The organism is Serratia sp. 2880STDY5682894 (assembly GCF_001537385.1).
GTDB classification, from domain to species: Bacteria; Pseudomonadota; Gammaproteobacteria; order Enterobacterales; family Enterobacteriaceae; genus Serratia; species Serratia nevei.
In genome coordinates, this window is sequence record NZ_FCJA01000001.1 from 264,596 (window position 1) to 277,662 (window position 13,067).

Annotated in this window: 12 protein-coding genes and 1 riboswitch; of the genes, 3 read left to right on the top strand and 9 right to left on the bottom strand. The window is 59.8% G+C overall.

What is annotated here, in order from left to right:
* Positions 1-42: 42 nt before the first annotated feature.
* On the top strand, positions 43-930 hold the full coding sequence (locus AWX27_RS01115; protein ID WP_039566125.1) for an SDR family oxidoreductase: 888 nt from the start codon (positions 43-45) through the stop codon (positions 928-930).
* Positions 931-989: 59 nt separating this feature from the next.
* Here AWX27_RS01115 and AWX27_RS01120 read toward each other — a convergent pair whose 3' ends face one another.
* The 5 genes from AWX27_RS01120 to AWX27_RS01140 form a co-directional block, all read right to left on the bottom strand.
* Complete coding sequence (locus AWX27_RS01120; protein WP_039566127.1) at positions 990-2,525, bottom strand: phospholipase D family protein; 1,536 nt, start codon at positions 2,523-2,525, stop codon at positions 990-992.
* Positions 2,526-2,611: 86 nt separating this feature from the next.
* Positions 2,612-3,403: an AraC family transcriptional regulator gene (locus AWX27_RS01125; protein WP_060418899.1), complete on the bottom strand. Its 792-nt coding sequence runs from the start codon at positions 3,401-3,403 to the stop codon at positions 2,612-2,614.
* 357 nt (positions 3,404-3,760) lie between these two features.
* The gene (locus AWX27_RS01130) at positions 3,761-4,078 is read right to left on the bottom strand and encodes a cupin domain-containing protein (protein ID WP_038871643.1); all 318 of its coding nucleotides are present in this window, start codon (positions 4,076-4,078) and stop codon (positions 3,761-3,763) included.
* Positions 4,079-4,315: 237 nt separating this feature from the next.
* Complete coding sequence (locus AWX27_RS01135; protein ID WP_230200963.1) at positions 4,316-5,338, bottom strand: NAD(P)/FAD-dependent oxidoreductase; 1,023 nt, start codon at positions 5,336-5,338, stop codon at positions 4,316-4,318.
* A 38-nt stretch (positions 5,339-5,376) separates the two neighbouring features.
* A complete protein-coding gene (locus tag AWX27_RS01140; RefSeq protein ID WP_228011806.1) occupies positions 5,377-6,549 on the bottom strand; it encodes an MFS transporter in 1,173 nt (390 codons plus the stop codon).
* 181 nt (positions 6,550-6,730) lie between these two features.
* Between AWX27_RS01140 and AWX27_RS01145 the strand changes: the two genes are divergently transcribed.
* Positions 6,731-7,600 (top strand): LysR substrate-binding domain-containing protein, encoded by an 870-nt coding sequence (locus tag AWX27_RS01145; protein WP_060418903.1) that lies wholly within the window; start codon positions 6,731-6,733, stop codon positions 7,598-7,600.
* A gap of 19 nt (positions 7,601-7,619) precedes the next feature.
* Here the strand turns inward: AWX27_RS01145 and AWX27_RS01150 are convergent, their stop codons facing one another.
* From AWX27_RS01150 to AWX27_RS01165, 4 genes are all read right to left on the bottom strand, one after another.
* Complete coding sequence (locus AWX27_RS01150) at positions 7,620-8,303, bottom strand: hypothetical protein (RefSeq protein ID WP_060418905.1); 684 nt, start codon at positions 8,301-8,303, stop codon at positions 7,620-7,622.
* A 239-nt stretch (positions 8,304-8,542) separates the two neighbouring features.
* The gene (locus AWX27_RS01155; RefSeq protein ID WP_060418907.1) at positions 8,543-8,950 is read right to left on the bottom strand and encodes a DUF2000 family protein; all 408 of its coding nucleotides are present in this window, start codon (positions 8,948-8,950) and stop codon (positions 8,543-8,545) included.
* Between the two features lie 52 nt (positions 8,951-9,002).
* A complete protein-coding gene (locus tag AWX27_RS01160) occupies positions 9,003-9,851 on the bottom strand; it encodes an AraC family transcriptional regulator (protein ID WP_060418909.1) in 849 nt (282 codons plus the stop codon).
* Between the two features lie 70 nt (positions 9,852-9,921).
* Positions 9,922-11,802, bottom strand: coding sequence for a diguanylate cyclase domain-containing protein (locus AWX27_RS01165; protein ID WP_060418911.1), 1,881 nt, complete (start codon positions 11,800-11,802; stop codon positions 9,922-9,924).
* Positions 11,803-11,983: 181 nt separating this feature from the next.
* A riboswitch (Fluoride riboswitch) is annotated at positions 11,984-12,059 on the top strand.
* A gap of 40 nt (positions 12,060-12,099) precedes the next feature.
* Between AWX27_RS01165 and AWX27_RS01170 the strand changes: the two genes are divergently transcribed.
* Positions 12,100-13,065, top strand: a complete 966-nt coding sequence (locus tag AWX27_RS01170) for a DHHA2 domain-containing protein (protein WP_080432925.1) — start codon at positions 12,100-12,102, stop codon at positions 13,063-13,065.
* Positions 13,066-13,067 lie beyond the last annotated feature (2 nt).

Consider the following 13,067-nt stretch of genomic DNA (forward strand, 5'->3'; position numbering starts at 1 on the left):
TAGACTTTCCCTCACAGCGTTAAAAACCGCAAGAGGTAAGTTATGAAGAACAAGAAGCCCCAGATCCTGATCACCGGCGCCACCGGCCAGATAGGCGGTGCGACCCTGCGTCTTTTACAATCCCAGGCAGAGATCGAGCCGGTTGCCGCCGTGCGCTCTCCCGCCAAGGCGGCGCCCTTCGAAAAACTGGGTATCCGCACCGTCCAGCTCGATTTTGATCGGGAAGAGACGCTGGCACCGGCGCTGGCCGGCATCGAGCGCGTATTTCTGGCCACTGGCTACACGGTGGACATGCTGCGGCAAAGCAAGGTGTTTCTCGATCGCGCGCGCCAGGCCGGCGTGCGGCATGTCGTGCACCTCGGCGCCTGCGGCCGTGACGACACCACCGTCGCGCATTGGGCCTGGCACCAGCTCATCGAGCGTTACATCGAGTGGTCGGGATTTTCTTTCACCCACCTGCGGCCGGAGTGCTTTATGCAGAACCTGCTCAACTACGACGGCGTACCGGCGGTGAAAAACGGCGTGATCCGGCAATATACCGGCGATGCGCCGTTCAGCTGGGTGGACGGCGACGATGTAGCGCAGGCGGCGGCGCTGGCGCTGCTACACCCCGAGCGGCACGGCGGCCAAACCTACCGCATGGGCTATGACGTTAAATCCTACGGCGAGATCGCTGCCATGATGACGGAAGAGCTGGGGCAGCCGTTCCGCTATGAATCACAAGATCCGCAGGTTTTTCTGGATGAGATGCGCGCGACGGGTGCCGAAATGGCCTACATGAGCTGCGTCTACGACAATTTTCGCCGCATGGCGGCGCGCGATATCCCAGGCGTCGATGAGGTTTTCGATAATTTCCCGCAGATCGCGGGCAGAGAGCCGATGCGGCTAAGGGCGTTTATCCGCAAGCACCGTGACAAGCTGGCCTACTGAGCCTCGCAAGGTTCGCCGGCCAACACCGGCGAACCTTCCTTTTCCCTCCCGCCGCGCCGTTACAGCATCCACTCGATCGGCAGCCAGCCGGCCACGGTGAGAATAATGCGTTTTACCCAGCCGGCGCCGGGCTCTTGCTGATGCACCTCGGTGTGGCCGTCTTCGAAGGCTTCTTTCCACACCATTTTGCCCTCGGGCGTCAATACCGGGCGGTAGGCGGCGTACTCGAGCGGGCCATCAAACAGTTGGCGAGTGTCGGCCGCCAGCGTCGGGCTGTCGATCAAGAAGCCCATTTCGCAGTTCAGGTGCGCCGAGCGCGGATCGAAATTGAACGAACCGATAAACACCCGCTTATCATCGATGGCGAAGGTTTTCGCGTGCAGCGCCGCGCCGGACAGCCCCAGCGGCTTGAGTTCCTTGCGCCCGGTCGGTTGACCGGCGCGCAGCTTCAGCTCGAACAGTTCGACGCCCGCCTGCAGCAGCTCACGCCGGTATTTCGCGTAGCCGGCATGCACCACCAGCACGTCGGTGGTGTTCATCGCGTTGGTCAGCACGCGTATGGACTTCCCCTGTTTGGCAAGCGATTCAAAGAAGCTCGCCCCTTCCCGCCCCGGCACGAAATAGGCGGAAACCAGATCCAGCTGCCGGCCGACGCCGCCGATGATCTTGCCGAGCTGCGTCACCATCAACCGATCGCGCGACGCCTTGCCCAGCCCTTTCGCCGGATCGTCGGCCACCAGCTCTACCTGGGTGAATTCCGGCTGGACGGCGCCATCGCGAAAGCGCACCGCGCTGGTTTCCAGCTGCACCGCCAATTTGCGGGCCCGCTCGCTGCTTTCGGTCGCGGTGGCCTGCGTCAGGAAGGCAGAAAGATTACCTTTGCCACGGATAATCTGCTCAACGCCGAACACCGACGCGCTGTTCCAGTAGCGATCGAAGACCTCGGCCGTTTCTGCCACTACGCTGCCGACGCTCAGCACGTCGAGATCGAGGAAATAGTTTTCGTCGCCGACCTGGAAATACTCGTCGCCAATGTTGCGGCCGCCGATGATCGCCACGGCGCCGTCGACGATGTAAGACTTGTTATGCATGCGCCGATTCATGCGCATAAAGTCAAAGGCGTAGCCGGCCAACTTCGGCGTGCGCACGGTTGATGGGTTGAACAGGCGGATCTCGACGTTTTCCTGGGCGTTCAGCGCCGCCAGGGTCTCGTCCATGGCGACGCCGTTATCGTCCAGCAGCAGCCGCACGCGCACGCCGCGTTGGGCGGCGTCATACAGGGTTTTCAGCAGGATCTGCCCGGAGGTGTCGTTATGCCAGATGTAGTACTGGGCGTCGATCGACCTTTCCGCCATCCGCGCCAACGCCAGGCGGCTGGCGAACGCATCGTGCCCGCTGGCCAGCGGCACCACGCCGCTCAGGCCAGGATGCGCCGCCATCAGTTCGGCGGCCCGCGCCGGCAACTGCGCGGCAGGATCCGCCGGCAACGCCGCCTGCGGCAGACGCTGGGAAATATCCGGCAAACGAAAGAGGACTCTTGCCGCAATAATGGCGATCGTCACGGCGAGAATCAGATACACGACAATTTTTATCACGGGAAGCGGCCTCGGAGGTTGACTGCTTTGCTTTATACGTCATTAGGTTGCTTCAATCTATAGGAGAAGCGCGCTATGCCATAAGGCTATAGCGTAAAGCGCGAAGGCGAAACGCCAAACAGTTTTTTGAACGCCACCGAATAGGCGCTGTGGCTCTCGTAACCGCTTTCGAAGGCGGCATGGATGATCGAGTTGCCGGCCAACAGCAGCGGAATGGACGACAGCAGCCGCAGGCGCTGTTTCCACTGGCCGAAGGTGATGCCGGTTTGTTGAGTGAAATGACGCTGGAAGGTTTTCGCGCTGATCGACAGTGAATCGGCCCAGGCCTCAATGCCGCGATCGTCGGCCGGCGTGATGACCAACAGCCGGCAAATCTCGGCCATTCTCGCCTCTGCCGGCCAAGGCAAATGCAGCGCCAGCTGCGGCTGCAGGCTCAGCTCCTCAAGGAACAACGCTCTGAGCAGCATATTGCGTTTGGTCTCCGCCCCTTCGGGCGCCAGCGTCGCCAGCTGAGCGATCAGTTCTCGCAGCAGCGGTGAGACCTGCAATACGCCGTCGCGCAGCGGCAAACGCGCGGCGGTGACTTCATCAACCAAAATCCCGTAAACGCAAATGTTGCTCTGCATGACCAGCTGATGTTCTACCCCCGGCCGCAGCCAGACCGCGGTGGTGGGCGGCACGATCCAGCGCCCGCTGCTCGCCTCGACCGCCATAACGCCCTGCTGCGAATAGAGCAAATGGCAGCGTTTATGCGAGTGGTAAGGAATGACAAACCCCGCCGGATAGTGTTTCACCAGCCCCGTCACCTCGAACGAGGAGTTTTCGTGGCTGCTGAGGTCGATGCGTTTCGTTTCGGCGTTGTCGACTTCGAATCCCATGGTCGTTTGTCCCTTTTGATAACGCGAATGTCTTTTATTTGATAGAGGCGCCGCATGATCCTCCATATAGTGACGTTCTCGCAAGCCACACCAGGGGCCTTATGCGAAGAAACTCACTATTTACACCAAAATTTCATCGTTCTGCGTAAAACCAAGGCGATGACGTTGCGCATGCGCTGCGCGATGGCGGCTCGTTGCGGGGGCGACGTTGCCGAAAGTGATGGAAAGGGAAAGCGCGGTGGCTTAAATCAGGAGGTATACGCATCAATCAGCAGGTAGCTCAGCCTGGGGGGCGGCTTAATGCTGCAGGGATAGGGAGAGCGCCTAGGCTCTCCTCTATCCATTCGTGTTATCACCTCAACGGGCCAACTCAGCGCCGTCCAGTTCGGAAATCGCCAGACAAATCACTTCAGTAATGGCCTGTACCGTATAGGCGGTATTGGCAGGGATGATTAACATCTCATGGGGTTGCAACGTCTGATCGTCAACCTTCAGTTCACCGCTCAGCACCATCAGTTTCACCCACCCCGGATGAAAACGCGCCGGTTGTCGGCTGCCCGCATCCAACTTCAGCAACGCCGTATGGCCAGGCGTCTCCCGTTTCAAAATATGAAAACGCACCCCATCGTAAGGCATGTTTTCGTAATGCAGTGACGCCAGTGTTCTCTTATGCATGGTAAGTGTCCTCGTGACCTGTGAGTAGCTGCTCCGCCTTCGGTCGCCATAAAAACGATTGGCGGCTGTCCCTACCGAAAGCACAGGCTCGCAGCCTCTTGGCGAACGGATTTAACTGTCGTACTTGCAGCGGCCCGACCGACCGCCGTTTCATGCCCAACCTGCCTCAGGCATGCTACTAAATATATAAGAGCCTCGCCGACGGCGCAAAAAACCGCTGCCAGGTTGAGCGTATATTCATTTCCCGTCGTCAAATCGCTCGGGGCGATAAGCGTGCGGAATGGCAGGATTGACGCCATACAGCAGCTCGTCGCTGACCAGTCGGCCAAGCGTTGGCGCGCACATCACTGCCGGGTGCATCACCGCCACATAGAGCCGGGTAGCGCCCAGTGGCCCGATGATGGGATAACCGTCGCGCGGCCGGGGCCGCATCCCCACCGAACACGCCTGCAGTTGCAAGGGTGCCGTATCCGGCAGGCGGTTTTTAATCGCCGATTGCGCGTCGTTTTCCACCCGTTTAACGTCCCCCTCCGGCGGGTAATCCTCCGCCGCCAGCAGATCGCCGCTTTGCGTATGGCGCACTTCAACGTCATCGCCCGCAATCAGCGTGTTCACTGCCAGCGCCGCCGCACGATAGCGTAACAGAATCGCCGGCGACGCCTCGATCGGCAGCGAGAACCCGCTGCCATCCAGCAGCGCGGAGATTCCCGTGCCGCAGGCGAGCACCACCCGATCGGCGGCAATCGCGCCTTCCTCGGTAACGATGCCGATTATCTGCCCCTCTTCACGCAAAAATCCGGTGACGGTTCGCCCCAGGAGCAACTCCCCGCCCCACGCGCTAACGCACTCGAGCAGCCGCTGTGTCACTTCTTGCGGATCGACGGCGCCGTCACGCGCCGCAAAATAGGCTTGGCTATCGGGCTGCCTGAGCCCCGGTTCCAGCGCGTTCACCTCGGCGGAGGGCAAAAGCCGATTGTCGGGGTTTTGCGTCGCCGGCGCCTGGCCATAGCTGAGCGCGCCGGACCAATTCACCCAGAGATCCGGGATCTCCTGCGCCAGGCGCATCCAGTCAGCGACGATCTCGCGCCGCAGAAACGCGTCGGGAGCGCCCTCAGGCACGCCTTCGCTGATCCAGCCAAACGAGCTGCCTGTGGCCCCCGCCGCGGGATACGCCTGCTCAACGACGACAACGTGCTGCCCCTGGCGCGCGAGATGATAGGCGACCGATGCCCCGACAATCCCGGCGCCCACGATAACCATGCGTGATGATGTTCCATTCATTTAATGATGTCCGTACCTCATTTCAAGTGCTGCCGCCAAAGCAGGCAGGCCGCCAAACAGGCTACTCCACCGCCGCAGGCCAATACGGCATAAGACGTGCCCCAGCTCTGGGTGGTATCCATCACGACGCCAAAGGATAAAGGGGCGAACGAACCGATGCCGAACCCCAGCAGCGATCGCCAGCCCATCACGCTGCCGAGCTGTTGCGGCGGCACGTTGTCCGCCATCGCGGCCGACAGCACGCCGGAGTCGCCGAGGATGAAGAAACTGCCGATGCTGACGGCCAGCAGCGTCCAGCCCGGCCCCCAGTTCGCCGACCACCCCATCAGCAGCGATCCCAACGCGCCGGCGGCGCCCATAAACATCAGCACCGATGCACGGTTAAAATAGTCGGAAACGGTGCCGACAATCAGCGTGGCAACCATGCCGGCCAGGTGGATCACCGCCGCGACGATCAATCCGGCGCTGAGCGGATCCAGAGAGAAACCGCTCAACGCCTCGCTGACCAGGCTGGGCGCCCAGGCCCAGTTGCCGAGCAGTTCCCAACTGTGGGCGATATACCCGACCAGCAACAGCAGGGTCGCATAGGTGATAGCATAACTTTCACGTTTCGTCTGCCTCCCCAGCGTGCGCGGCTGCGGTTCCCGATAACCGACCAGGGCCAACGAACCGGCCAGCGCCCCCAGCAACGCACCGGCGGCACACAGGGAGAACGCCACGCCGGCCCCCCAGCGCATGGCGCTCCAACCGGCGATGAAAACCGACAGAAAATACCCCAACGAACTGGCCGCCAGCATCATGCCGATGGCGTAACCGCGCCGGGCCGGGCCGTTCATCCCCATCGCCAGCAGCAGCGCCGGCGTATAGGCGCCGCCCTGCGTCAGGCCGACGAAGGCCATCAACACCAGCGCGCCGGCATAAGAATGGGCAAACACGGCGAACAGCATCAGCGCAGCGGCGCCCAGCCAGGAAAACAGCAGGTAAACCCGGCGCGCGCCCAGCGAATCACACCACCAGGAAGCCACCAGCAGCGCCAGCGCGTTGGTCAGGCTAAATACCGTTTGCACCGTACCGGCGGAGGCGGCATCGAGCTGCCACTCGCTTCTGATGGTCGGCAGTGCACCGGCGAACATCATGGTGCCCAGGCAGAGGCCGGCCCGGCTCACGCAAAGCAGAAAGAAAGCTCGCATCTCAGCGCCGTCTCCCTGCCCATCGAAGGGTGAGGATAATTCGACTAACACGAACGACAGACGGGGAAAATCGCTGCATGACACACTCGGCAAACCGGGAAAGATGCGTGATAATAGTGAGAAAAATCAACGGCCGACAAACGATCTTTCCTCGCTCATTAGGTTGAGCTAGACTCAACCAATGAAAAAAATTCACTCCCTGCCGCACCTGTCCGCTTTCGAAGCCGCCGCCCGCCTTGGCAGCTTCAGCGCCGCTGCGGATGAGCTGTTTCTCACCACCGGCGCGGTCAGCCGCCACATTCGCAGCCTGGAAGAACAGCTAGGGATCACACTGTTTTATCGCGGACACAAGTCCGTGCGGCTGACGCAGGCCGGCGAGAATTTTTCCCGTACCGCTTCGCGGGTGATAAGCGAACTGTATGCTGCGGAAAGCGCACTGAAAGCGAGCGCCGGCCGGCAGCGGCTGGTGGTGCACAGCCTGCCGACGTTCACCATGCACTGGCTGATGCCGAAGCTGGCGGCGTTCAATGAGATTCATCCGGAGGTCGCGATTGATATCACCACCAGCACAGGGGCCGTCGATCGCAATACGCCGTTTGATCTGGCGATCCGGCGCGATCCCGCGCACTTCTCCGGGCTGAAAGCGATCCCTTTTCTGCAGGAAGAGAGCCTGTTGGTCTGCAGCCAGAGCTACTTGCGCGCCATGCCGGTCAGTGCGCCCGGCACGCTGGCCGGGCATACCGCTATCCGCATCCGCGCCCGTGAGGATTTATGGCACAGCTGGCTGAATACCTACCCGACGGCGTTGGACGCCTCGCCGCCGCCGCTCACGCTCGACCATACCTTCGCCGCCATTCAGGCGGCCGAGGACGGCCTGGGGCTGGCCGTCGTGCCTTACCTGTTCTGCGCCAAGCATCTGTCGTCCGGCCGACTGGTGTCGCCTTTCCCGGCGTTGACTATCCGAACCGGCGTTTATTCCCTGCTGCTGCGCGATCGGGACGATGAGGTCGTGAGAAAGTTCGCCGCCTGGCTGCAGGCGTTTCAGGCGTAAGCGCCGGATCGGGAACGCGTCAGCCCTCCCGGACATGCGCGAGCGTTTCGTGCGTCCACTCGGCAAACCAGGCAAAGACGTGGTCAACATGGGTGATACAACGTTGCCTGACGCCATCCGTCAAGGGGATCGCCGCCAGTTCCGCATGATCCTGCAGCTGGGCATGCCCGCTCTCCAGCGCCAGATGAAACTCGCCGCAGTAGCGCAGTTCGACGCCGGTCGCCTGATGAATGCGCGTGGCCAGCGGCGCCGTCAGCCCAAACAACACGTTGCCGGTAGCTTCGATGGCCTCGATCACCACGATCCGCTCCAGGCCGCCGAGGCTGCTTACCTGTGCGCACAGCCGATAGGTCAATAACCGATTCGCCTGAGTGCTGTCGCTCCACAGCGTTTCCAGATGCGCCACCGTGTCGACGCAGCGGTTGTAACCGAGTTTGTCCAAATCCTCGAGATACCACGGCCAATGATGGTCATCTTCATGGGTATGCGCATTGACTTTCCGTTGGTAAATATCGGCCTCCGGCGTTTCATTACGCAGCATCAGCTTATTCACATCGGCGAAAGCCATAATAAAAAACGCGATATGGGGCAGAAACGCCAGCCGCTCCTGTGGCGTGCGATTTTCATCGCGCAGGAACTCAAACAGCGGAAGCTGGGCGTAACGTGCTTTATTGACCAAAATATGCTGCAGGACGGTTTTCATAAAAACCCCCTTGATATTGAAGTGATTTGATAGATTGCGTATCAGGCTGAACGGCTTGCGAGCCAAAAAGAAACGTTGGAGAACTCTCCTGCAGTATAGCTGCTTTCGTTTTATGCACACTGAAGGATAAATAAGGCATTTAATATGAGTTAAATAATCATGCCGTTGATTATTTAACTCAGCTTCAAACTCCTTAACGCTTATTTCGAGGCAAAAAAAACATCGCGCTCACGGTATTCTCAGCCGTGAAGCGCCAGGCCTTTTATCGCCTTATCCACCGCTTTTTTCGATCCGCGCAGCGCCAGACCGACCAAATCCAGATTGTCCGCGTCTTCAGCGAGAAAAACCTGCCGATTGGCTTCATCGTGCCCGGTCGAGAACATGGCGTGCACATAGGGGATCAACGTCAATTCCCGCTCCAACCCTTTGCGATGCACATTTTGCAGGCCCGGCAAATCTGCGGCGAAAATCAGCATCGGCTGCCCGGAAATACCGCCGTAGCGTCTGCCCTGCGCATCCACGTAACACTCGCCGATGATTTCCGGGGCGGCGGCGGCGATGCCCGTCGCCAGAAAGGCCACCACGTTCAGCCGCTGCCAGGTCTGCAGATCGTCGCGTACGATAAACGCTATCTTGGTATCAAACATCTTTCGCTCTACTCCGTAGTGCTGTTAAAAGCACATCATCGGAAATGGCAAATCAGCGGTATAGAACGTTTGTGCACTGGCGTTGATAGGCCGCCGGTGATAAACGGTAGGCACGCTGGAACCAGCGACCCAAATGGCTCTGATCGGCAAAGCCCACCTGCATGGCGACCTGCGCCGGTTCTTGCCCCTGCGCCAACAACAAGCGTGCGGCCCGCAGCCTCAACCGAACCAAATACGCATGCGGCGACTGACCAAAAGCCCGAGTGAATTGGCGAGTCAGGCGGAAACGGTCCAGACCACACTGAAGCGCCAGGTCATCCAGACTGGGATTATCCGCCATATGTGCATGCAGATAGTCCCGTAAGCGGTTCATCTCAACCAAAGCGTCGTCGTGTTGGGAATCCGGCCTGGCACGGATGTGCCGTGACAATAGCGTCAGCAGATGGTCCAGGCTTTGATCGCGCGCCAGTCGCCCCTCTCTATGATGCAACGAGAAAAAGGCCTGCTGTATCGCGGCCGCCAGCATCGGATCGTCGGTCAACGTGCTGTGGAAGGCACCTTCCAGCACGGAGGCGTCCCCCATTCCACGGCGGTGCATAGCGGCGGATACCCAATGCTGGGGCAAATAGAGCATCGCATAGGTAAATCCCTCGGCCTGCGGCGCATGGCCATCATGCACCGCATCCGGTTCGATCAGCATGGCGCGCCCCGGCCGGCTGGTATGCAATGAGCGGTGGCAGTTGAAACGCTGTAAACCCTGCTGCGTGACACCTACCAGCATTTCATCATGATCGTGAGGATCGTAGGCATGTCCCTGAAAGTGGGCATTGACGCTCTCAATACCGGTTTCCTCATCGCGTCGCAGTTCGAGCCAATCTTTATGTTGATGATTTGACGCCATGCAATAAATCCAGAGTTCTGCTCACAGGAAAAGAAAAACAGCTTACCCTGAGACCGCCACCGTTGCACGCTCACAGCTCGCAGATGGCGTAAGTGCCCTTTCCGGCCGATTTCGCCTGATACATCGCGCCGTCGGCGCGGGTCAGCAGCATCTCCTCCGTCACATCGCCGCGTGGGGAAATGGCCGCGCCGATGCTGGCGGAAAGCCGTACCTTCTGCGGCCCGATCTGCGTAATTTTGGCCAGATGCGCCAACACGTTTTCGCAAAACTCGCTGACTTCGCGCCGCGGATCCGTCAACGGCCACAGGATCACCGTGAACTCGTCACCGGCCAGACGCGAGACGCTGTGGCGCTCGCCGGCGCAGGTGCTGAGCAATGTGGCGAACGTCTTCAGGATCGCGTCGCCGAAGTCATGGCCATAGCTGTCGTTAAGGGTTTTGAACCCGTCGAGATCGATAAACAGCAGCGCCATCTGCCGCTGATGGCAACAGGCCTGCAGCGTGCCCGACAACCGGCGTAGAAACGCGCGGCGATTGGTCAATCCGGTCAACATGTCGTGGGTTGCGTCATATTCCAGCCGCTGCTGCAGCCGCTTCAGTTCGGTGATGTCCATGGCGAGAATGTAGAAGCCCTGCGCTTCGCACGGCACCAGCGTGGTGTGGATCATCAGCAGCCCTTGCCGGGTCTGCAGCTCATTCTCAAAACTCACCATTTCGCCCGCGAGGGCCCGCTCGATCATCGGTTTTGCTATTCGATAAACGCTTTCCCCCATGAAATCGTGCACCGTCATCCCCCTGAGGCTAGACTCCTCCAGACCGAACCAGGTTTTGTAGGCGCTGTTGGCGAACAGGTAGCGTTCATTGCCGTCGATCTGGCTGATTAAGGCCGGCATATTGTCGGTAATGGCGCGCAGACGCTCCTTCTCCGCACTGAGCTGATATTCGGCGAGCACCCGGGTCTCAATCTCTTCGTTGAGCTTTTTAACCACCACGTTCAGCTCCCGCGTGCGAATTTCGACGCGTTGTTCCAGCTCGTGTTGCAGAGCGAACAGATCGGCCTCGGCCGCTTTACGCTCGCTGATATCGACGATAACCGAGATGAAATGGTCCGGCTTGCCGTTCGGCAAACAGTTGAGCGCCACCGTCAGCTGCACCCAAACGATCGAGCCGTCGGCGCGGAAATAGCGTTTTTCCATCGAATAGGTACTGATTTCATTTTTCAGCAGCTGCTGCAGCTTTTCCAGATCGGTGTTGAGATCGAGCGGATAGGTGATGTCCTGGAAGGTGCGATCCATCAGCTCGCGCTCGGAGTACTGAAGCATTTCGCAGATGCGCGGATTCACCCGCAGCCAATATCCTTGCAGCGAGACCAGCGCCATCCCTACCGCCGCCTGGGAGAAGGTTTGTTCGAACAGCGCCTCCGTGCGCTGCAGGTCGGATTTCAGGTTTTCGGTATAGACGAGGCGTTCAATGCTCTGCAGATATTCCTCCACCACGGCGGCGAAATCGTGCAGATCGGCCAGTTGAGCAGGAGAAAACGGCTGCGGGTGGCTGTCGATAATGCACAGCGTGCCTAGCGGCAAGCCATCGAGCGACAGCAGCGGCTGCCCGACGTAAAAACCGATCCTCGGCCCGCCGATCACCAGCGGATTATCGAAAAAGCGCGGATCCTTGGCGGTATCGGGCACCACCAGCGCTTCGCGTTGCAAGATGGCATGGCCGCAAAACGAGATATTGCGCGGCGTTTCTCGGGCATCCAGACCGTAGCGCGATAAAAACCATTGGCGATCCCGGTCGATCAGCGACACCAGCGCAATGGTCACGCCGAAGTATTTCGCCGCCAACCGCGTGATGCGATCCAGTTTTTCCACCGAGTTCGAATCCAGCACGTTCAGTGAGTTCAATACCGACAGGCGTTCGGCTTCGTTTTCGGGGAAGCAGGGTTCGAGCATGTTGTCTCCCATTGTGTCACCCACGGACCCGGCATAGCCGGCGTGAGTCCGTTCAGCCTATCCGTCGGTTAGCGGCAAATAATATCCTTGTCCATCATAGACTCACTCACAGTATCAATCCGATTATGTATTCTCGCCAACTTTGCCGGGCGTTGCGTTTCCCCCCGCGCTGCGCTACAGTCGTTCACAAGGTGATGGTGTTCCACCTTTCCCAACCGCCGCGTTCACTCGAACCGGATGATGACGCCTGATATACAACTTCGCTTTATTTTTTAGGCAGGTATGTCAGGAGTTGCTATGAATGAAATCTCACGTTTTACCTCTTTTCCACTCCAGCCCGATGCCGTCGCGCGGGAAATGCCCCTGTGCGTTTTTGGCCATAAAAATCCCGACAGCGACAGCATCTGCAGCGCGCTGGTGGTCGCGGACTGGCTCAATCACCTCGGCAAACCGGCCGTGGCTTTCCGCCTTGGCGAGCTGACGCCGGAAACCCGCTACATACTGGCTGCCGCCGGCATACAGGCGCCTGCGCTGCTGACAGACGATCTCCGTGACCGCAAAGTCTGGCTGGTCGACTTTACCGATATCGAACAAGGCCCGGCCTCATTGCCCGACAGCGACGTGGTCGGCGTTATCGACCATCACCGGCTGGGCACGTTAGTCACCCGCAACCCGCCCGATGTCTGGGTGCGCGCCGTCGGCTGTTGCGCCACCGTGATCCTGCAAATCCTGACGACAGAAAAGCCAATGCCACTTAACGCCGCGCAGGCCACGCTGCTGCTGGGCGCCATCTTGAGCGACACCGTCGCGCTCAGTGCGCCGACCACCACGGAACAGGATCGGCTGGCGGTCACCCGGTTGCGCGCAATCTCTCACGTCGACTATGACGCTTTCATCGCCGGGCTGCTGGCCGCCAAAACCGATCTCTCCGGGCAATCCGCCCCGCAGTTGCTGCAGCGCGACGCCAAGAATTACCGCATCCATACCGTTTCGCTGCTGCTGTCGCAGATAGAAGTGCGGGCCATGAGCGACATCGATCCGCTGTTGCCCGCGCTGCAACAGGCGCTCGAGCAGGCGAAACAGGAGGCCGGGCTGGAGATGACCGCGCTGTTGGTTACCGATATCACCCACCGCCGTTCCACCCTGTATTTCTCGTCGAACCGGGTGCTCGCCATTCGGCAAGTGTCGCTGCCCGGTATGACGAGCCGAAAAAAAGAGGTTTTACCGTGGTTAACCCTACAGATTGCTCACGCAGGGAGATAAGT

What these genes read in the sequence shown, in the direction of transcription:
- AWX27_RS01115 (WP_039566125.1), top strand. Translation starts at nt 43, where the DNA reads ATGAAGAACAAGAAGCCCCAGATCCTGATCACCGGCGCCACCGGCCAG.
- AWX27_RS01125 (WP_060418899.1), bottom strand. Translation starts at nt 3,403, where the DNA reads ATGGGATTCGAAGTCGACAACGCCGAAACGAAACGCATCGACCTCAGC.
- AWX27_RS01130 (WP_038871643.1), bottom strand. Translation starts at nt 4,078, where the DNA reads ATGCATAAGAGAACACTGGCGTCACTGCATTACGAAAACATGCCTTAC.
- AWX27_RS01135 (WP_230200963.1), bottom strand. Translation starts at nt 5,338, where the DNA reads ATGGTTATCGTGGGCGCCGGGATTGTCGGGGCATCGGTCGCCTATCAT.
- AWX27_RS01140 (WP_228011806.1), bottom strand. Translation starts at nt 6,549, where the DNA reads ATGCGAGCTTTCTTTCTGCTTTGCGTGAGCCGGGCCGGCCTCTGCCTG.
- AWX27_RS01145 (WP_060418903.1), top strand. Translation starts at nt 6,731, where the DNA reads ATGAAAAAAATTCACTCCCTGCCGCACCTGTCCGCTTTCGAAGCCGCC.
- AWX27_RS01150 (WP_060418905.1), bottom strand. Translation starts at nt 8,303, where the DNA reads ATGAAAACCGTCCTGCAGCATATTTTGGTCAATAAAGCACGTTACGCC.
- AWX27_RS01155 (WP_060418907.1), bottom strand. Translation starts at nt 8,950, where the DNA reads ATGTTTGATACCAAGATAGCGTTTATCGTACGCGACGATCTGCAGACC.
- AWX27_RS01160 (WP_060418909.1), bottom strand. Translation starts at nt 9,851, where the DNA reads ATGGCGTCAAATCATCAACATAAAGATTGGCTCGAACTGCGACGCGAT.
- AWX27_RS01165 (WP_060418911.1), bottom strand. Translation starts at nt 11,802, where the DNA reads ATGCTCGAACCCTGCTTCCCCGAAAACGAAGCCGAACGCCTGTCGGTA.
- AWX27_RS01170 (WP_080432925.1), top strand. Translation starts at nt 12,100, where the DNA reads ATGAATGAAATCTCACGTTTTACCTCTTTTCCACTCCAGCCCGATGCC.